A 17,995-nucleotide genomic window follows, 5' to 3' on the forward strand; every position below is an offset into this window, starting at 1 on the left:
GATGTCGGTCGCCGATAAACCCTTTGTCAGAACGTCCATCCTTGCCGCCGAACCGCCGCCCCCCGGCGAGAGGGGAGCCGTCGCCTGGATACGTCGCAATCTCCTGGCAACCCCGAAGGACGTGATCCTGACGATCCTCGCTCTTGCGCTCATCGCATGGGCCGTGCCGCATCTCGTCAACTGGCTGTTCATCCAGGCCGTATGGTCCGGCCCGGACCGCACATTCTGCGCGACAACGATCCAGGGCGGCATCCAGCCTGACGGCTGGAGTGGCGCATGCTGGGCTTTCATCAGCGCCAAGTACGATCAGTTTATCTTCGGCCGCTATCCGCTCGGTGAGCGTTGGAGGCCGGCGATCGTCGGGATCCTGTTCATTCTGCTGCTGGTTCCGATGTTGATCCCGTCGGCGCCGCGCAAGGGCCTGAACGCCATTCTTCTGTTCGCCGTCCTGCCGGTCATCGCCTTCTGGCTTCTTCACGGCGGCTTCGGCCTCGAAGTGGTGGAGACTCCGCTCTGGGGCGGGTTGATGGTGACGCTCGTTCTGTCCTTTGTCGGTATTGCCGTCTCCCTACCCGTCGGCATTCTGCTTGCGCTGGGACGCCGCTCGAAGATGCCCGTCATCCGGATGCTCTGCGTTACCTTCATCGAGGTCATTCGAGGCGTTCCGCTGATCACCGTTCTGTTCATGGCAAGTGTCATGCTGCCGCTCTTCCTTCCGACAGGCTGGAACGTGGACAAATTGCTTCGGGCGCTGATCGGCGTGTCGATCTTCACGTCGGCCTATATGGCTGAAGTGATCCGCGGCGGCCTTCAGGCGATCCCGAAGGGACAGTTCGAAGGCGCCGATTCACTCGGCCTCGGCTATTGGCAGAAGACCCGGCTGATCATCATGCCGCAGGCCATCAAGCTGGTCATCCCGAGCATCGTGAACACCTTCATCGGAACGTTCAAGGACACGTCGCTGGTCACCATTATCGGCATGTTCGACCTGCTTGGCATCGTTAAGCTGAACTTCTCCGATGCCAATTGGGCAAGCGCCGTCACGCCGATCACGGGCCTGATCTTCGCGGGCTTCATCTTCTGGCTGTTCTGCTTCGGCATGTCGCGCTATTCAGGTTTCATGGAGCGCCATCTCGATACCGGCCACAAACGATAAGAACGCTACAACGATAAGAATGAGGGAAAATAGTCATGGCTGAAGCTCCAGCGAAAAAGCTCACCGTTTCCGCAACGGAAGTGGCGGTCGAGATCGTCAACATGAACAAGTGGTACGGCGATTTCCACGTGCTGCGCGACATCAACCTGAAGGTCATGCGCGGCGAGCGCATCGTCATTGCCGGCCCGTCGGGTTCGGGCAAGTCAACGATGATCCGCTGCATCAACCGCCTTGAAGAGCATCAGAAAGGCAAGATCGTCGTCGACGGCACCGAGCTCACCAACGATCTGAAAAAGATCGACGAGGTGCGGCGCGAAGTCGGCATGGTGTTCCAGCACTTCAACCTCTTCCCGCATCTGACGATCCTCGAAAACTGCACGCTGGCGCCAATTTGGGTCCGCAAGATGCCGAAGAAGCAGGCCGAAGAAGTGGCCATGCACTTCCTGAAGCGGGTCAAGATCCCGGAGCAGGCCAACAAATATCCGGGCCAGCTCTCCGGCGGCCAGCAACAGCGCGTGGCGATCGCCCGGTCGCTGTGCATGAACCCGAAGATCATGCTGTTCGACGAGCCGACCTCGGCGCTCGATCCCGAAATGATCAAGGAAGTGCTCGACACCATGGTGGGTCTTGCCGAGGAAGGCATGACCATGCTCTGCGTCACGCATGAAATGGGCTTTGCCCGTCAGGTGGCCAACCGGGTCATTTTCATGGACCAGGGCCAGATCGTCGAGCAGAATTCACCGGCCGAGTTCTTCGACAATCCGCAGCATGAACGCACCAAGCTGTTCCTCAGCCAGATCCTGCACTAGATCGAAGCGTCCCTTGAAAAGACCCGCCGCACCTTCCGGTTCGGCGGGTCTTTCACGTTCAGCGGGAGGCTGTCGCCTGCAGTAGACTGCAGAGACCGGCAAGACCGGAATCACCGCCGGAGGCGGAGATATCGGCGCAACGGACGAGCATCTTGCGCTGCTCATTGACAGGCCTCGCCTGGAAGGCCTCCAGGGTGCGGATCTGGGACGCGCTGAGGCTGCGCTCGCCCGCGGGTCTGCCGCTGCTGCCTGCCCCATCTACCCTGCCGATGGCGAGGTTGGCATCGACGCCATTACCGCTGCCGACCGAGGCCGTGGCGTTGGCATCGATTCCATCGGAACCGCCGGTGCGTGCATTGAGATCGGCGTTGACGCCGCGACCGCCGCCGACACTGGCATTGACATCGGCATCGATGCCCCGGCCACCGCCGGCATTGGCGGTCGCATCGGCATTGACGCCGTTCGAGCCGCCGACGGAAGCATTGGCATCGGCGCTGATGCCGCTCCCACTGCCAATCGAAGCCCCGACATCGGCGCTGACGGCATTGCCTGCATTCACCGACACACCGACATCGATCGCACGCGCATCGCTTGCCGGCATGGCAAGGAGGGCGCAGGTGGATGCGAGCACTGCAAAGGACAGTCTATTGTGGTTATGGGTCATGTTTTCCTCCGTTTCATTCCGCCGAACGATCTGCCCGGCAGTTCGAAAATCGAGGAACGCGCGTGCCTTCGATCGATCGGACGCCTGCAACTACAGGACGTCCATGACAAGGCAACGTGAAGAGATGACGAATGTTTCACGACAGGGCGCGGCAAGTCGGTTCGGCGGCGTATAATGATGTTTCGCGGTTATTGAATTCCGAATCGCCCGACCGACTGTGCCAAAAGCGGGCATGTCGGCTGACAGCCGGAAGGCTGCTGAAGTATTCCCTCCGATGGCGCCAGCAATCTTCAACCGGCGGCGAATAATCCGATGGCAGCTTTTCCTTGAGATCGACCACAGCTGTCGCGGGCATCGGCTTTTCCATCAGCGATTGAACATACTAAAAATAACTCCCTTTCCGCCTGGATATATCAAGCGGGAAGTCCATGTTTCAGCATGTTCTCATCTGATGGAACTGGAGGTTTAGAATGGGCATTTTCGACAAGATCAAACATGCAATCTTCGGAGAGGCGAAAGCAGCCGAACCCGTTGCGGCCGGCGCACCGAAGACAGAGCCGGCGCAAGCGCCTGCCTCACCGTCGGCAGCCCCCAGTCCGGCGCCTGCGGCCCCTGCCCCGCAGAGCAAGCCGGTCCCCACGGCCACCGCACCAGGCACAGCTACAGTGGATATCGTCCCGATCCTCGACGCGGCGGTAAAGAAGAGCGGTCAGAAACTCGATTGGCGCCGCTCGATCGTAGACCTGATGAAAGCCGTCGGGATGGATGCGAGCCTGACCGAGCGCAAGGAACTTGCCGCTGAACTCGGCTATACCGGCGACACCAACGATTCCGCAAAAATGAACATGTGGCTGCACAAGGCGCTGATGAAGCGGCTTTCGGAAAACGGCGGCAAGGTACCGGCCGACCTCCTGGATTGATCGATGACGCATAGCTGCCGCCATTTCTGTGGCGGCAGCTATGCGGTTAACGTCTCGGGCAAGGGGACGCCGGAACAAGGCGTCCCCTTGCCCGCAGGCGCTGGAACCAATAACGTTTCGCTCGATACTTCGATAATCGATCAGGGGAGAAATAAGTCCAATGAGATTGATGGCAGTCGTTGGTGTTGCACTCAGCCTGGCCTGTATATCGGCCGCAGAATCTCCTTCAAACTATCAATCCTATAGCGGCATTCGGGTCGATACCGACCCGGTCCTCCTGGCTCGATACGACAAGGCACTCCAACACTGCCTGCCGGAGGCAAGCTCATGGCGACGAGGCTCGTCGGACCCGCGAAGCCTGCATTACAACGCGGCTCTCAGAAATTGCCTCTATAGACGCAGCTTCGTCGACAGAGGCGTCTACGCCTACCCCATCCCCCAGGTGTACTTCGATCATTTCCTGGATCGCTGAGAAGAGCCGAGCCCTTCAGAGGCTATCAAACAAAACCCCGCCATTTTGGCGGGGCTGTCTTCACTGCGTTCTTTGCGCGTCTTAAAAGGCGCGCGGCGCTATGGTCAGCGTTTGCCGCCAGCTGGCGGCCGGCCCTTGCCCGCCGGGCGGTTGCCGCTTCCGGACGCAGTCTTGGCGTCATTGCCCTGACCGAAGTTGGTGCCGCCGAGATGGCCACCGCCGCTGGTATTGGCAACCTGGCGCTGCGCTTTGCGCAACAGTGCCTCTGCATTGGTCTTGCTCATGAAATTCTCCTCAATGGCTGGAAAACCCAGCCGGAATGCCGGCACTGACGTCCGCGGTCAAAGACCGGAGGCATATCAGGCAGCGACGATGTGCGTTTGGCGGAGGCTTGCGTCGATCAAAGACTTGCCTGCATTCATGACGATTCCCCCTCAACCGGCATGACAATCACCCTCCGGCGGCTGCCGGACGGCGCAGAAATCGATTTTGAAAGGAAAGATCAGCCGGGACGCCAGAGCGCAAACCAAGCTCGACAAGCAATTTCGATAGATGAATCAATATGACGGCAATGTGTTGAAAACAAGTTCCCGGCTTCCTGCCTGGAGAAGCGTTGCCGACTGCTTTTGCCGATTCATGGAAGATAATCATCCTGCGGCGTCAGTTGGAACGCTTCTTGCAGAGTTACTAATATGTTTATGATGCAAGGACCAAATGTAATGAATCGGTACACATCGCATCAGTTTCCCGCACTGAGGATCCTCATGAGCGGCCAGGAAAAATACAGCGTCGTCAGGACCCTCGGCGATGCAGCCACCATGCTCATTTCCGAATGGCCGGGTGATGACGGCGAGGAGTATGTCGTGGCGGTGAGGACATGCCTCGACGCCATCCGCGGAACCACGCCCCCGGACGCCGCGCGGGAAGCACTGATCAGAGCGGCGGATGAAGCCGGCATCCGCTACCTCTCGGTCGTTCACTGAGATCGCTCGAGCAGATTCCAGAGAAGGATTTGCGGAAACGCTCGAGCAGTGCAAATCCGCCGCGACTTTGGTTTCTGCCCAGCTCATAGCCTGTCCTGGCGTTTCTCCCGTGACATCAGGTGGCTAACCGCTGCAGCAGAGAGCGCGTCGTCGGCATATCCAAACGTACCCGCTGTTTTCACCTCCATAGCGGCGCGCAACAACGCCCCCAGAGCGGCCCGCGCGAAAGAGCCGCCGACACTCACGCGGCGCACGCCGACGCTCGACAGTTCGGCAACAGAGTATTTTCGCCCTTTCAAACCCATGACCACGTTGACTGGCTTGTCCACGGCCGCGCAAACGGTTCTGATTGCCTCGATGTCAGGCAAGCCGGGTGCGTAAAGCACATCTGCCCCAGCGGCCGAAAATGCTTGCAGCCGTTCGATGGTGTCGTCAAGATCGGGTCTCTCCCAAAGATAATTCTCCGCCCGCGCCGTGAGAAGAAAAGGCAGACCACGCGCAGCCTCTGCTGCAGCATGGATGCGTTCGACGGCTTGCGACAGCTCGTAGATCGGGGCAGCAGGATTGCCTGTTGCGTCTTCGATCGATCCGCCGACAAGTCCGGTTTCGCATGCCAAGCGGATGGTTTCCGCACAGGTTTCTGGCGACGCACCGAAGCCATCTTCAAGGTCGGCAGAGACAGGAAGATCAGCAGCGCCAACGATCTCGGCAGCGTTCTCAAGAACCTCATCCCGTCCAAGGCTCGCGAATGAATCCAACTTGCCCTTGGAAAAGGCGTAACCCGCGCTGGTGGTCGCGAGCGCCTCGAAGCCAAGGCTTGCGAGAAGGCGAGCCGAACCGGCGTCCCACGGGTTCGGGATGACAAAGGCACTGTCCCCCTGGTGAAGTGCCTTCAGTCGCTCGAACTTGGCCCTTTGATCCATAAATGCCCCCTCACGTTTCACTGAGGGCGAGACTAGCATCACGGGAACGAAATGTGAACGAGTTGCGCGAACTAGCTTAGGAGAGAATAGCGACGATGCGCTATTGGTGCGCATTTCCGTCAGTCTCACGCTCCTGGACTAGACATGAGTCCGCAGCAGAGGCCGAAACCAGCTGTTACCATGTCTTCGGTATGGACTTTGAAATAGTGGCGACCCCTGCAGGAATCGAACCTGCGACAACCTGCTTAGAAGGCAGGTGCTCTATCCAGCTGAGCTAAGGGGCCGTCCGGCGGCCGCGTCTCACGAGCGCGACCGGATGCGGCATATCTGGACCAGAAATCTCAATGCGTCCAGGGCTGCGTGCGCGTATAGCGGAAATTGTCCGGATAGGCGACGACCTGGCGGACCGGATCCTTCGGCGCGATGACGCGGTATTCGATGCCGTTGCGCTGGGCGTAGGCTTCGGCGAGTTCCTGCGTTTCGAAGGTGAGCTTCACCTGCTGGCGCATATCGCCCGAGGAAGTGTAGCCCATGATCGGGTCGATCTTGCGCGCCGACTCCTGATCGTATTCAAGCACCCAGAGATGGGTCTTGGCCTTGCCGGACTGCATGGCGGTCTTGGCTGGACGATAGATCTTGGCAGACATGACTGCAGCGTCTCCGACTATGCGGGCAGCGCCCGCCTTTCATGGTCTCAATCCCGTTGCTGGCCCGTTCTCGGGGCCTTGGCATCATCGCTGAGGATAATGCCAAGAGATGAATTTTGCTTAGCCGCGAATCCCCGCTTTTTCAAGAAAAAAGGCGGTGTGCGACACGGCTGCCGACTCCGTTCGCATGACGGCCGACACCGCCTCCCTTTCAAATCCGGGGATTGCCGGCCGGATTTCGCAATATTTCCGCTTGTCTCACCTTGTGATCACAACCTGATTGCCGCTGCCTTCCCTCGGCACTAGTTTACGGCTCAATCGATTTCAGTGGATTTGCACTCATGATCAAACGTTCGGCGGAGTTCAATGCCATTGTCATAGGCGCTAGCATCACGGCGTTCTTCTACGTTGTCATCAGCTACGCCCAATATATCGGCCTGATCGCCCACGGCTGAGGTAGCCTTGTCCTGACGTACAATTGCGCCAGGCAGACCGAACTCGTGCGCCCGGCAAGCAGGCTGGCGGCCTATCAAGATTTTTCTGTCTTGCATCCACAGGTCCGGCGAGGAATCTTCGGCCAGAGCTGGATTTATGGGTTGCGACGGCGAAGTGAACCGTGTATCTCCCCTGCCATTCACGGCACGGAGTGTAGCGCAGCCTGGTAGCGCATCTGGTTTGGGACCAGAGGGTCGGGAGTTCGAATCTCTCCACTCCGACCATTCAAATATCCCGATTACTGTTGAATTCCTGACAGGCGCACCGCTGCTCGCGGTCGTGCGCGCCGTTACTTCGCCTTCTTCGTCGTCGTGGCGCTGACGATCTTGTCGCCGGGCTTGATTCCGAGTTTGGCGACGATGCCGGCGTTGAGTTCGACGACGTATTTCACCGCAACCATCGAATCGATGATGTCGCGTGAATAGGGCACTGCCTTTTCCTTGATGTGGCGAATCGTGCCGGTGTCGTCGGCAAAAAGCATGTCGAGCGGCAGGATGGTGTTTTCCATCCACATGGTGACGCGCCGCGGCTGGTCGAAATCGAAGATCATGCCGGCATCATCGGCCATCACCTTGCGAAACATCAGGCCGCGGGCGCGCTGATCCGGGGTCGAGGCGATTTCGACAGTGAAATGCAGCACCTTGCCCGCAGCGGTCTGGATGAGCAGCGGCTCCTTGTCGAACCGCATCTCCTCGTCAGCCAAGGCCGGCAGCGCGACCATGAAAAAAAGCGCCAGGATGGCGCTTCTGATAGCATCAAATAGGATTAGGCCGCGCATATTCAGTGCGACCGGCTTGCCGGGCTCGGAACGTCGGGATGGATCTCTGCGGCCATCAGGCCCTTTTCGCCATCGCCGAAGCGAACGAGAACCACCTGGCCGGGGCGGAGCTCCGTCAGGCCGAAGCGGCGCAGCGTCTCCATGTGAACGAAGATATCTTCGGTGCCCTCGCCGCGTGTCAGGAAGCCGAAGCCCTTGGTGCGGTTGAACCACTTGACCAGTGCACGCTCGAGGCCGCTCGTCGCGGTGACCTGCACATGGGTGCGCACCGGCGGCAGTTGCGAGGGATGAACCGCGGTCGACTGGTCCATCGAGAGGATCTTGAAGGCCTGATAGCCGCGCTCGCGGCGCTGGATAAGGGCGACGATGCGCGTTCCCTCGAGGATCGTCTGGTAACCGTCGCGGCGCAGGCAGGTCACGTGCAGGAGAACATCCTGCATGCCGTTGTCGGGCACGATGAAGCCGAAACCCTTGGCGACATCGAACCACTTGACGACGCCGGTGATTTCAACAAGATCGACCGCCTCTCCTGATAGCTCGTCGAGGTCGGAGTATTCGTTCGATGAAATCCTGTCAGCCATTGTCGCCAGCCCCTCGAATACGCGTCACACTGTTACGGTTAACTGATTCTTGAAATCAAGATTAACATCTTGGTAACGGATAAGCGCAAGTCCTAGTTTTCGGTTATTCCCAGGTGCACATTTTATAAAGTTGACTTGCCCGAAGCTGACCTCGGTTCGCCGAAAAAAGCCAGCCCCAATAAAGGAGTAAATAGAATGCGTTATCTACATACAATGGTTCGTGTCAAAGACCTGGACGCCTCGCTTGCCTTTTACACCACGCTGTTCGGACTGGAGGAAATTCGCCGCCACGAAAACGAGAAGGGCCGCTTCACCCTGGTTTTCCTGGCTGCTCGCGACGATCTCGACCGTGCGCGCAGCGAAAAAGCCCCCTGCCTCGAGCTTACCTACAATTGGGACACGGAAGATTATAGCGGAGGTCGCAATTTCGGCCACCTCGCTTATGAGGTCGACGATATTTACGCCACCTGCCAAAATCTGATGGACAACGGCATCACCATCAACCGGCCACCGCGCGACGGGAACATGGCCTTCGTGCGCTCGCCCGACGGCATCTCGATCGAAATCCTGCAGAAGGGCAACCCACTTCCGGCCGCCGAACCTTGGTCTTCGATGGGCAATACCGGCGCCTGGTAAGGGTTTTTGCCGCAAGGCTTTTGCGAGGCTTGCGGCTTTTTCGATTTCGGGTCCGGCCGGCGCCTCGGCGCTTGCCGCGATCCGACGCCGCAGGCAGTCTCCTGGCGACTCGAAGCGGATAGAGAAGCGTTTTTCGCTTATTTTCTGCATCAACTGGAGACTGTCGCTTGCGTAAGATGCAGATGCGGATGCCTGTGACGGGCGCTTTGCTGATCGCCACCTCGGTGCTGGCGCTGTCCGGCTGCGCGTCGGACAAGAAGGCGCTCGATTCGGCGGTGGTGGTTCCGGCTGTGCCGGCCGCAGCACCGCAGCTGGCCACGGCAGCGCCTGCAAGCCCTGCCCCCCCACGTTCGGTCTATACCGATCCCCGCCTCGTCAACGTCTCCGGCGTCCAGGGCGCGCCTCAGATCGTGGCACAAGATCCGAATGCAGCTGTCCCCCCCGCCGGCTCGGCGACGACGGCGCCCGCCAATATCGGCGGGCTCGTCCTGCAGTCGACCAGGATCAACGCGCAGGCGATGAGCATCTTTTCCGATCACCAGCCGGCGCCGCAGAACAACAGCACGTCCACCGTCATTCAGCCGCAGGCCTATGTGCCGGTGGAAGGTGCAGCACCTGCGCGAAGCAGCGTCTACAGCCAGCCGCCCATGCCCCAACAGCCGGCGGAGCCGGTGTTACCGCAGCAATCCTCGCAGAATAGCAGCACGCAGCTTGCGCCCGTGCAGACGGCGTCGCTGGCGACGGGCAGCATTCCGACCTCGACGATGAACGCGCTCTACAGCGCGCCGAAGCAAAACCTGCTCGGCAGCCTCTCGGGCCTGCTGCACAAGGCGGCCCTGCCCGGCATGACGCGTATCGCGCCGAACGGGCTGCATCTCCAGAACGACAAGGTCGAGGTTGGCTGCTTCAAGCCCGACCTGCTGAAAGTGATCAAGATGGTCGAAAGTCATTTCGGCCGGCCTGTTATCGTCACCTCCGGCTACCGTGACGAAGAGCATAACCGCCTCGTCGGCGGGGCTGACGAATCGATGCACAAGAGCTGCGAGGCCGCCGACATCCAGATCGACGGTGTTACGAAGTGGGATATCGCCGCCTATATCCGCTCGTTGCCGGACCGCGGCGGCGTCGGCACCTACTGCCACACGGATTCGGTTCACCTCGACACCGGCAAAACCCGTGACTGGAACTGGGGCTGCGGCGGCAAGCGCGCACCGATAGCGACGGCAAGAGCGATCTGACGGCCGCGCGATTTTCGCATTACGTTACGGCAGCTGCACCTCGTCTCGTTAAAGAAACAACCGGCAGCCTATTGATTCAGCTTCAATAATCGGCTTCTCGAACGCACTTGGATTTCCTGTCATTTTTTTGAAAGAAAACCGCAATTCCGCTTGCGGGATTCAAAACGCCTGACTATAAGGGCGCCACCACGAAGGAAGCGCCCTTCGTCTATCGGTTAGGACACCAGATTTTCATTCTGGGAAGAGGGGTTCGACTCCCCTAGGGCGTACCACTTTCTCTCCATAAAGAAGCCATCACTTCCGCTTGCAGAAGCCGGCGCGCGCTCCTATTTTAACGAGGCTGCCTGCGCCCTTCGTCTATCGGTTAGGACGACAGATTCTCATTCTGTAAAGAGGGGTTCGACTCCCCTAGGGCGTACCACTGCTGGTCACAGAAGCCATTCTCGGCGTTCTATTCGACCAGAACAGGGCTCGGCTGCTCCGATATGCATCAGGGGAGCGACGGTCCATTCAGAGAAGCGCCGAGCTTGATGCCTCCCAATGTTTCGGGCAGATCGACGACGTAGATCTTCCAAGGCCGTTTCACCATGTCCTGCTTGTTGCCGAACAGCCTCGTTCGGCGGGATTGCGTGACCGGAATATAGAGCTTGCGATCGACACTGATGAACGATCCGTCCGGACTGATGAACTCGTCATCCGACGTCAGCACCGCAGTCTCTCCGGTCGGTGACAAGATCGTCACCCGCTTGTTGTCCAGTTCCGAGAGATAGAGGTTACCGTTCGTATCAAGGGCGCAGCCGCCGCTGCGTGCGATCGTCGCGTATTCCTCGACCTGTTCGGCGAGGTCGTCATCCGAAAGCGACGCGTCGCGCAACGCTGCGGTCTTGATCCTGATGAATGGGCCGGTCGGTGCTGCAGCATAAAGCCACTCCCCGTCGTCGCTGACCTCGATCATGTCGATCTTCGGGGTCTGGTGACTCCCCTGCTGCATATTCGGTTCGACCTTTGCCTGCATCTCAGGAGAACCGGACATCCGGCGAAGCGTAACGCCGGTCTTGAGGTCATGATAGATCAAAGCGCCCAACCCGGAGTCCGTGACGTAGACATGGTCGCCGAACACGCGCAGATCGTTCAATTTCGCGCCCTTCGGCAGAATATCGTCGCCGAAGCGCAGAACCCGCAGCACCTCGCCGGAGTCCGCATCCAATTGAACAAGCTTTTGTGCGCCCTTGTGAGGCTCGGAAAGCGCAGGCGGATAGGAGTCTGCGCGCAGTGCTCCCTGGTCCACCGCCCAGACAGTCCCCTCCTTGAAGACATGGATCGAGTTGACATAGACGAAGCTATCAAATCCGTCGTCACCGGGCTTCCATTCGTTCCAGGCGTTTCCCGGAAAGGCGGCTGGCTTTCCGTCCGCACCCCGCTTTGCGAGACAGGGCGTCTGGTCGTAGTCCGGATAGCGCGGCAGGCCGAAGAACATGTCTCCTTTGGCTGTCAGCGCCACCTGGTTGCAGAACCATGGAATTTCTGCCGCCACGGTGTGAATAAGCTCTGCCCCTGCCGCCGATACACCTCTTGCCGGCAGCAAGCCTGAAGCCGCAGTGCAGGCAGCAGCAGTCATAAATCTCCGACGTCCAATTTTCATGATATCCTCCTCTTGGTAAGGTCACACGACGGCAAGCAAACGACCGCCATCGAATCGGCGTGCAAACGCCCCGCGCTTTGCGTGCGCGTGGGAGGCCGCGACAGCTGAAATGACGCCGTGGAAAGCCTGGGAACGACCCGCCAATTCTTAGGGCTGGAGCCGTTTTATTGGCAGGATCGATGGCCTCTATCAGCTCTGCGAGTTTTGTAGATCGGCCTGCCGCTCGGCCGCGCGATCAGGGTTTTTCAGCGATATCCCTCTCCGTCATGCCGATACCCTCTAGAATCTTTTTCCGCAGGTAGGCGTCACGGCTTGGGTAGAGCGTCGAGGTCCGCATGGCAGCTTCCCCCTCATGAAACCGAATGAACTGGCCGCCTGACTGAGGGGTCACCTGCCCCCAGTGCGGGACGCTGTTACCGTTCGGATCGCCAGTCTTGATGAAGTTTGCGAGATAGGTAATGGCCATGTCGCGCATGGCGAAATCCGGGTCGGTCCACGGAAGCTGGTCACGGTTTCCAGGGCGCAGCGAACCGTTGAAGTACCAGTTGTCTCCCGCGTGCCAAGCGCGACGAAAGCCCTGATCCTTGCCCGGCGGCCAGTGGTCCCAATAGTAGAGATAGACGTTGGCGCTGCTGTGGGCTTTGGCGAATTCCGCCCCGACGCGCACATACTCGAACATATAGTCGTTCAACATCCGCAGCGACAATCGATAGGCTTCCACCGGGTCGTTGGTTTCGTAGAGCGGAAAGACGGCGTCGTCGACATTGCCCGCCTGGTGCGGTCGGATCGCCGCCAGCATCGCCTCATGCTGCTCGCCCTCCGTCATTTTCAGGTCGTTCGGCCGTAGTCCGGTATATTCGTCCGCCGTCTGACCGATGATGATATCCAGACCGTCGAAATCGCCCGGTTGAACCAGGTTTACCGATTCCTTGGTGAACACGTAGTCGTCGATGGTATAGAACTGGTTCGTTGCGACGGCGCCGGTCATTGCACCATAGAGCGTTTCCTTTCCGCCCTGCCAATTCTCCAGCCAGGTCTTGCTGTCGATCGCCCGTTGGTCGGCAAGCGTCACCTCCTTGCCGAAGAGCTTGTTGACCACATCCTGGTTTTGCTCAGACTTCTTGGCGAAATCGACAACCTTCCCCGGCAGGAAGCCGGTGAAGCTCGATTGAATGAACGCGCGCTTGAAGAGACCTTTGGCAAGCGGCGTACGGAGGAGCGCGACCGTGTTTTCGCCACCCGCCGACTGGCCGCCGATCGTCACGGTCTTCGGATCCCCTCCGAACGCCTCCGCGTTCTTTTGGATCCAGTGGAGGGCATCGACGAGATCGAGGACCCCGAAATTGCCTTTCGGGCCCTTGCCACTGTCCTTGCCCATCTCCGGCAGCGACAGCCAGCCCATCGCTCCAAGGCGATATTGAACAGAGACGACGACCACGCCCTGCGCGGCCAGCTGCGCCGCATAGAGGTCTTTCATCTCGCTTGAACCCAGGCGGTTGGCGCCGCCGTGGATAAGCATATAGACGGGGAGCCGATCGCCGGTGCTGTGGGCCGGGGTCCAGACCGCAAGGTTCAAGCCGTTGTCGCTGATCGGCGCCCGGCCGAGACTGTTCGGGTTCTGGAGCATCTGGTCGCCCCACTTGTCAGCCGTGAGAACACCATCCCATGGCTTCACCGGCGGCGCTGGCTTCCAACGGTTTTCCCCACTAACATTTCCGGCGAATGGAATGCCGAGGAATTGGGTAACGCCGGGTGTGTCGCTCGGTACGCCCTCGACCCGGCCTCCCGTAACAGTCGCCAACGTGAGTGGCGCGGTTCCGTCGGTTGCGTTCGCATTGTTTGCCGCGCTCAGCAACAGGCTTGCCATCAGGACGACAGCACCCGTTCTACTCTTGCCGACGACAGCCTTGAACTTTCCACTCATTCTCATGCCTTCCTCCCAGGTTGCTTGCTCGATTGCCGCGTGGAACAGCAGGTGCCAATCAGGGTGGCACGACGACATCGGCGTGTCCGCTCTGCACCAGAGACCGGCGAACGAAACCGCTCGCCTTCTGCTCCTGGACGAAAGCGCGCGTGAACGCGGCTGCGGCAGGGCGATCCGCACTGATGCCAACGGCCTGGGGAATGGCCATGAACGGTTCCTGCATCACTGCAAAGTCGGGCTGGTCGCGAGCAACGATCGACATGGCCTGCCGCACGCCCGCCAGACCATCGAGATCCCCGCCCGTCAAAGCCGCCACCGCTTCCGGAAAACTGTCGAAACGGATCAGTTCGCCGGCTCCGCCCTGTCTTGAAAGAAAGAGTTCGTAGGCACTTCCCCTAACGGCGCCGATTTTCAGTCGCAGCCGGTCCACGTCCTTCAGGCCCAACGGCCCCGCAGCGCGGCGTATCAGAAATGCGCCTTCGATCTGGACATAGGGTTCGCTGTAGGCGATGCGCTCGGCTCGCTGCGGATCGATTGCGAGGAAACACACGTCCCACTCCCCGGCGCCAACACTTGCGGACACATCGCCGGCTTTGTCGTAATGTCGAAAGCGGATCGGGAGTGAGAGTTTCTCTGCAAGCGACCGTGCGAGGTCCACCGACACGCCCGCCGGCGTCTCGTCCGTCGGGCCGCGCCGAACCAGCACGACATTGCCGTGATTGAGGGCGCAGACCAGCGTTCCGGAAGGAGCGATCTCCCTGCGGATCGCCTCGAGGTCAAAATCGGTCACGGTTTTCTCCTCTTGCTGAACTCATACCTTCCGGGACTAGATGGATTTCATCCACTCATCTTCGGTCGGGAACTGCGTGATCATCAGCTCCAGCCCATCCTCGCCGGCCGTTATGGTCGGCGCAGGATCGTCGAACCGCACGAACATCAGCGAGAAGGGCTCATAGGTCCGGCCTTCATGGATGAGACTGCCGTTGAGGACGATCAGGTACTGGCCGCCGCTGCCTGTCGGATCGGGTGCCTGCATCGCCATGGTCGGTCCCAGCCGGAACACCTTGCAGTTCATGCCATCGTCACCCGGCTGCTCCTCGATGATGGTGTCGACGGTCAACTCGGTGCGATTGCGGAGAACCGGCTCGATCGACAGCGCCACCGCACCCGACGTGCGATGACGGCGTTTGGTGGGTTTAAGCTTTTCGCGAACAGTCGGCGTCGTCAGGTAGACGAGCCCTGCATCGGTCTTGCTGCGCAAAGTCAGGTATGACAGTCCCTGTTCACTGGCGATCAGCGGGCCATAGCCGGTGTGATGGTCGGCGTAATGCACGGTAACGAGACGCACTTCGTCACGGCCGATCGTGCCGCTCCCGGCGATGAAGACCTGGAACTGATCGACGATGTGGAAATGCGAGTCGAGCTTTTGATGAGCGTTCAAATCAAGCCGGAAGGCCTGTGGATCGGGCGCGGCAATATCCGAGTTCTTGCCGAACATGTTGATCTTCCAGGATTGGCCGCGGCGAAAGCGGGTCGGTTCTTTTTCGGTGTAGGACGCAGTTTGCATCGATTGATCCTCCTTGGGCCGTCGCGCCGATTTGCTTCAACGGTGATGCGCTTCAATGGTGATGGGGTGGCGAAAATTCGACATCGAGTGCTGCGGCAAGCGCGTCTCGGTCCATCCCGATCATCTCGTGCAACTTGCCGAACTGCTGCGGGGCGTTGATCGTTTGGACGGCAACGAGACGATCGCGCTTGAAGCCCAGAACCGAAAATGCTCCGCTGGCCGGCGCATTCAGCACCGCTTCCATATCCGCGCCGTTCACCTCGCCCGACATCTGGATCTGGATGGCAGCCTGATGCGACCAATAGCGCGGCAGACGCTTGCGCGGCGGTGACGCCCCGGTGATCGCCGCAGCAACGATCTTCGCCTGATCCTGCCCGGGATTGACCGCTTCGTTTCGGACGTGGCGTGCGAGCACCGGATCGTACCAAGTGGAGCAATCGCCAACGGCATAGACGGCCGGGTGCGATGAACGCCCGATCTCCGAAACGAGAATGCCGTTGTTCACCTCAAGGCCCGCGTCGCGCGCCAAGTTTTCATGGGGTGCCGCCCCGATCGCCACGACGACAATATCAGCCTCGATCTGCTCGCCATCGCCTAAGGTGACCAGATCCACATCCCGGCCACCGTCGCGGGCGATCGTCGTTACCGCGGCGCCGAAGCGAACATGAAGCCCCTGGTTCAGATAAAGGTCGAGCACGTAATTGGCGATCGACTTGCTGACCGTCCGCTCCATGAGCCTGGAACCGGCCTCGATGACCGTGACGTCGAGCCCCTTTGCCAAAGTCATTGCGGCGATTTCCATGCCGATCAACCCGCCGCCGATGATCGCGACCGACTTGGCGCCGGCGAGGCGTGCCTTCAATCCGGTCAGATCTTCATGCGTGCGCAGGGTGTGGGCGACGCCGTCAGGATCGACAGACGTGGGCAGACGACGGGGCTCGGCCCCGCAGGCGAGGATCAGGCGGCCGTATGAAAAGCGCCTTCCATCCTCGGAGAGCGCATAACTTTCCGCTACATTCAGCGCGACGATCTTCACAGCCTGAACGAGGTCGATCCGGTTCGAGGCGTAGAAGGTCTCCGGGCGGAGCGGCATCAGAGCATAGTCGTCCTTCGACAGCGCTTCTTTCGAGAGCGGCGGACGATGGTAAGGAAGGACGTTCTCCTGCGTCACCAGCATGATGGAGCCGTCATATTTGGCGCTGCGCAATGCGGCCGCAACAGCGACCCCGGAATGGGACGCACCAATGATCAAGATATCAGACATCAAGGGTTCACCGATCCGATCGCTGTCATCCGACGACCACCATGTCGAACTCGCTTTTTCGAGCGCCGCACTCCGGGCAAACCCAATCGTCGGGCACATCTTCCCAGCGGGTGCCCGGCGGGACGCCGCCATCGGCATCTCCAAGCGCCTCGTCGTAGACATACGCGCACAGGACGCACTGCCACACCTTGAAGCCGCTCCGGGCGGCGACCTCCGCGGACGGAACCATTGTTTTTCCTCCCACAAACTCGAATTTGAGCGAGGCTACCTCAAGGATCTTGGTATCTCCAGATGTTCTGCCATACTATCAGTCATAGCATTTCGGCATATCTCAGGGAGAAGACGACATGGACATCCGCCAACTCGCTTATTTCGTCCGCGTGGCGGAACTCGGAAGCTTCAGCCGCGCATCGGCTTTCCTGCACATCGCCCAGCCCGCACTGAGCCGACAGGTCCGAAACCTGGAGGCGGAGTTGAAGGAACGGCTCCTGCTTCGCAATGGACGAGGCGTCGAGCTCACCGAGGCCGGCGAACGTCTGCTCGACAATGCGCGTGGCATTCTTCGGCAAATCGAGCGCACCTACGAGGACATCGAGAATTCTCGAACAGGGAAATCCGGGAAGGTCGGAATAGGTTTACCTGCTACGATCTCGACTGCAATCGCGACCGCGCTCATACGCAAGCTGAGAGAGGAATTGTCGGATGCTCAGGTGATGCTCGTCCACGGACGATCAAACCAGCTTCAGGAATGGATCCTGTCCGGCCGCCTCGACATGGCGATCATGTACGACGCTCCATCGTCCCCGATGTTGGAAATCCACGACCTTGTCGAGGAGAACCTCTATCTCATTGGCCGCGAAGGCGCGTTCAAAGATGACAAGCCGGTACATCTGGAATCAATTGCCGACGTGCCAATGGTCATCGCCTGCAGGCCCAACAGCACGAGGGTCCTGCTCGATTCCGAACTCGCACGGCTCGGCCAGAAGCTCAATATCGTCTTTGAATTGGACCCTCTCGATACGATGTTCGATCTTGTGAGGGACGGCTACGGCTTCACGGTGGCGTCGATCCGCACGCTGGCATCCAAGGGTCCGGACGCGCGGCATGGATTGGAACTGCGCAAAATCGTCGGACCCGAATTGATCCTCTCCGTCCAACTGGTGCAGCCCGCTCGCCGATTGTCGAACAGGCTGCACGAAGCGGCTTTTCGTATATTGCGCGACCTCAGCATGGATCTCCTGGGAGGCAAGCCGACCTGAAGGCGCTCCCTGGAATGCTCTTCCGGGTGAAACCGCG

At 59.7% G+C, this 17,995-nt stretch carries 20 protein-coding genes and 4 tRNA genes; 11 read left to right on the forward strand and 13 right to left on the reverse strand.

From position 1 onward, the window contains the following. The first annotated feature begins 1 nt into the window (after position 1). Both FFM53_RS02515 and FFM53_RS02520 read left to right on the forward strand, forming a co-directional pair. A complete protein-coding gene (locus tag FFM53_RS02515) occupies positions 2 to 1,156 on the forward strand; it encodes an amino acid ABC transporter permease (RefSeq protein ID WP_138329657.1) in 1,155 nt (384 codons plus the stop codon). Positions 1,157 to 1,191: 35 nt separating this feature from the next. Beyond that, a complete protein-coding gene (locus FFM53_RS02520; protein WP_012757299.1) occupies positions 1,192 to 1,965 on the forward strand; it encodes an amino acid ABC transporter ATP-binding protein in 774 nt (257 codons plus the stop codon). A gap of 58 nt (positions 1,966 to 2,023) precedes the next feature. Here the strand turns inward: FFM53_RS02520 and FFM53_RS02525 are convergent, their stop codons facing one another. After that, entirely contained in the window at positions 2,024 to 2,629 is a 606-nt protein-coding gene (locus FFM53_RS02525) for a hypothetical protein (RefSeq protein ID WP_138389280.1), read from the reverse strand. A 470-nt stretch (positions 2,630 to 3,099) separates the two neighbouring features. Between FFM53_RS02525 and FFM53_RS02530 the strand changes: the two genes are divergently transcribed. Both FFM53_RS02530 and FFM53_RS02535 read left to right on the forward strand, forming a co-directional pair. Next, positions 3,100 to 3,549, forward strand: a complete 450-nt coding sequence (locus tag FFM53_RS02530; RefSeq protein ID WP_138329661.1) for a DUF3597 domain-containing protein — start codon at positions 3,100 to 3,102, stop codon at positions 3,547 to 3,549. 160 nt (positions 3,550 to 3,709) lie between these two features. Beyond that, positions 3,710 to 4,021: a hypothetical protein gene (locus FFM53_RS02535; protein WP_138329663.1), complete on the forward strand. Its 312-nt coding sequence runs from the start codon at positions 3,710 to 3,712 to the stop codon at positions 4,019 to 4,021. Between the two features lie 104 nt (positions 4,022 to 4,125). On the opposite strand, the gene FFM53_RS02540 is transcribed toward FFM53_RS02535, so the two are convergent. Continuing rightward, positions 4,126 to 4,305, reverse strand: coding sequence for a hypothetical protein (locus FFM53_RS02540; RefSeq protein WP_003539245.1), 180 nt, complete (start codon positions 4,303 to 4,305; stop codon positions 4,126 to 4,128). A 408-nt stretch (positions 4,306 to 4,713) separates the two neighbouring features. Between FFM53_RS02540 and FFM53_RS02545 the strand changes: the two genes are divergently transcribed. Continuing rightward, on the forward strand, positions 4,714 to 5,004 hold the full coding sequence (locus FFM53_RS02545; protein ID WP_138329665.1) for a DUF982 domain-containing protein: 291 nt from the start codon (positions 4,714 to 4,716) through the stop codon (positions 5,002 to 5,004). 83 nt (positions 5,005 to 5,087) lie between these two features. Here FFM53_RS02545 and FFM53_RS02550 read toward each other — a convergent pair whose 3' ends face one another. From FFM53_RS02550 to FFM53_RS02560, 3 genes are all read right to left on the reverse strand, one after another. Continuing rightward, positions 5,088 to 5,927 carry an isocitrate lyase/PEP mutase family protein gene (locus tag FFM53_RS02550; RefSeq protein ID WP_138329667.1) on the reverse strand — a complete coding sequence of 280 codons (840 nt, stop codon included), beginning with the start codon at positions 5,925 to 5,927 and terminating at the stop codon, positions 5,088 to 5,090. Between the two features lie 207 nt (positions 5,928 to 6,134). Next, positions 6,135 to 6,211 (reverse strand) — tRNA-Arg (locus FFM53_RS02555). 57 nt (positions 6,212 to 6,268) lie between these two features. Beyond that, complete coding sequence (locus tag FFM53_RS02560) at positions 6,269 to 6,574, reverse strand: ETC complex I subunit (RefSeq protein WP_003539138.1); 306 nt, start codon at positions 6,572 to 6,574, stop codon at positions 6,269 to 6,271. 642 nt (positions 6,575 to 7,216) lie between these two features. Here FFM53_RS02560 and FFM53_RS02565 point away from each other — a divergent pair. Further along, positions 7,217 to 7,293 (forward strand) — tRNA-Pro (locus tag FFM53_RS02565). Between the two features lie 65 nt (positions 7,294 to 7,358). Here FFM53_RS02565 and FFM53_RS02570 read toward each other — a convergent pair. Together FFM53_RS02570 and FFM53_RS02575 are read right to left on the reverse strand one after the other, a co-directional pair. After that, on the reverse strand, positions 7,359 to 7,847 hold the full coding sequence (locus tag FFM53_RS02570) for a DUF192 domain-containing protein (RefSeq protein WP_138389281.1): 489 nt from the start codon (positions 7,845 to 7,847) through the stop codon (positions 7,359 to 7,361). 2 nt (positions 7,848 to 7,849) lie between these two features. Continuing rightward, the gene (locus tag FFM53_RS02575) at positions 7,850 to 8,428 is read right to left on the reverse strand and encodes a cold-shock protein (protein ID WP_012757289.1); all 579 of its coding nucleotides are present in this window, start codon (positions 8,426 to 8,428) and stop codon (positions 7,850 to 7,852) included. A 195-nt stretch (positions 8,429 to 8,623) separates the two neighbouring features. On the opposite strand from FFM53_RS02575, the gene gloA reads away from it, so the two are divergent. The 4 genes from gloA (at position 8,624) to FFM53_RS02595 (ending at position 10,723) form a co-directional block, all read left to right on the forward strand. Beyond that, positions 8,624 to 9,064 (forward strand): lactoylglutathione lyase, encoded by a 441-nt coding sequence (gene gloA, locus FFM53_RS02580; protein WP_138329726.1) that lies wholly within the window; start codon positions 8,624 to 8,626, stop codon positions 9,062 to 9,064. Between the two features lie 176 nt (positions 9,065 to 9,240). Next, the gene (locus FFM53_RS02585) at positions 9,241 to 10,302 is read left to right on the forward strand and encodes a YcbK family protein (RefSeq protein ID WP_425504954.1); all 1,062 of its coding nucleotides are present in this window, start codon (positions 9,241 to 9,243) and stop codon (positions 10,300 to 10,302) included. A gap of 197 nt (positions 10,303 to 10,499) precedes the next feature. Then, a tRNA-Glu gene (locus tag FFM53_RS02590) sits at positions 10,500 to 10,574 on the forward strand. Positions 10,575 to 10,648: 74 nt separating this feature from the next. After that, positions 10,649 to 10,723, forward strand: a tRNA-Glu gene (locus FFM53_RS02595). A 69-nt stretch (positions 10,724 to 10,792) separates the two neighbouring features. Here FFM53_RS02595 and FFM53_RS02600 read toward each other — a convergent pair. The 6 genes from FFM53_RS02600 to FFM53_RS02625 all read right to left on the reverse strand — a co-directional run bounded on the left by FFM53_RS02600 (position 10,793) and on the right by FFM53_RS02625 (position 16,928). After that, entirely contained in the window at positions 10,793 to 11,944 is a 1,152-nt protein-coding gene (locus FFM53_RS02600) for an L-dopachrome tautomerase-related protein (RefSeq protein WP_138389283.1), read from the reverse strand. Positions 11,945 to 12,179: 235 nt separating this feature from the next. Beyond that, positions 12,180 to 13,868: a carboxylesterase family protein gene (locus tag FFM53_RS02605; protein WP_246413069.1), complete on the reverse strand. Its 1,689-nt coding sequence runs from the start codon at positions 13,866 to 13,868 to the stop codon at positions 12,180 to 12,182. A gap of 58 nt (positions 13,869 to 13,926) precedes the next feature. Then, on the reverse strand, positions 13,927 to 14,658 hold the full coding sequence (locus FFM53_RS02610) for a transporter substrate-binding domain-containing protein (protein WP_138389285.1): 732 nt from the start codon (positions 14,656 to 14,658) through the stop codon (positions 13,927 to 13,929). 36 nt (positions 14,659 to 14,694) lie between these two features. Then, positions 14,695 to 15,435, reverse strand: coding sequence for a hypothetical protein (locus FFM53_RS02615; RefSeq protein WP_138389286.1), 741 nt, complete (start codon positions 15,433 to 15,435; stop codon positions 14,695 to 14,697). 52 nt (positions 15,436 to 15,487) lie between these two features. Next, entirely contained in the window at positions 15,488 to 16,699 is a 1,212-nt protein-coding gene (locus FFM53_RS02620) for an NAD(P)/FAD-dependent oxidoreductase (RefSeq protein ID WP_138389287.1), read from the reverse strand. 25 nt (positions 16,700 to 16,724) lie between these two features. Next, on the reverse strand, positions 16,725 to 16,928 hold the full coding sequence (locus FFM53_RS02625; RefSeq protein WP_138389288.1) for a rubredoxin: 204 nt from the start codon (positions 16,926 to 16,928) through the stop codon (positions 16,725 to 16,727). Between the two features lie 118 nt (positions 16,929 to 17,046). Here FFM53_RS02625 and FFM53_RS02630 point away from each other — a divergent pair, with 118 nt between their 5' ends. Next, positions 17,047 to 17,958, forward strand: a complete 912-nt coding sequence (locus tag FFM53_RS02630) for a LysR family transcriptional regulator (RefSeq protein WP_138389289.1) — start codon at positions 17,047 to 17,049, stop codon at positions 17,956 to 17,958. Positions 17,959 to 17,995 lie beyond the last annotated feature (37 nt).

This window comes from Rhizobium indicum, assembly GCF_005862305.2.
Taxonomy (GTDB): domain Bacteria; phylum Pseudomonadota; class Alphaproteobacteria; order Rhizobiales; family Rhizobiaceae; genus Rhizobium; species Rhizobium indicum.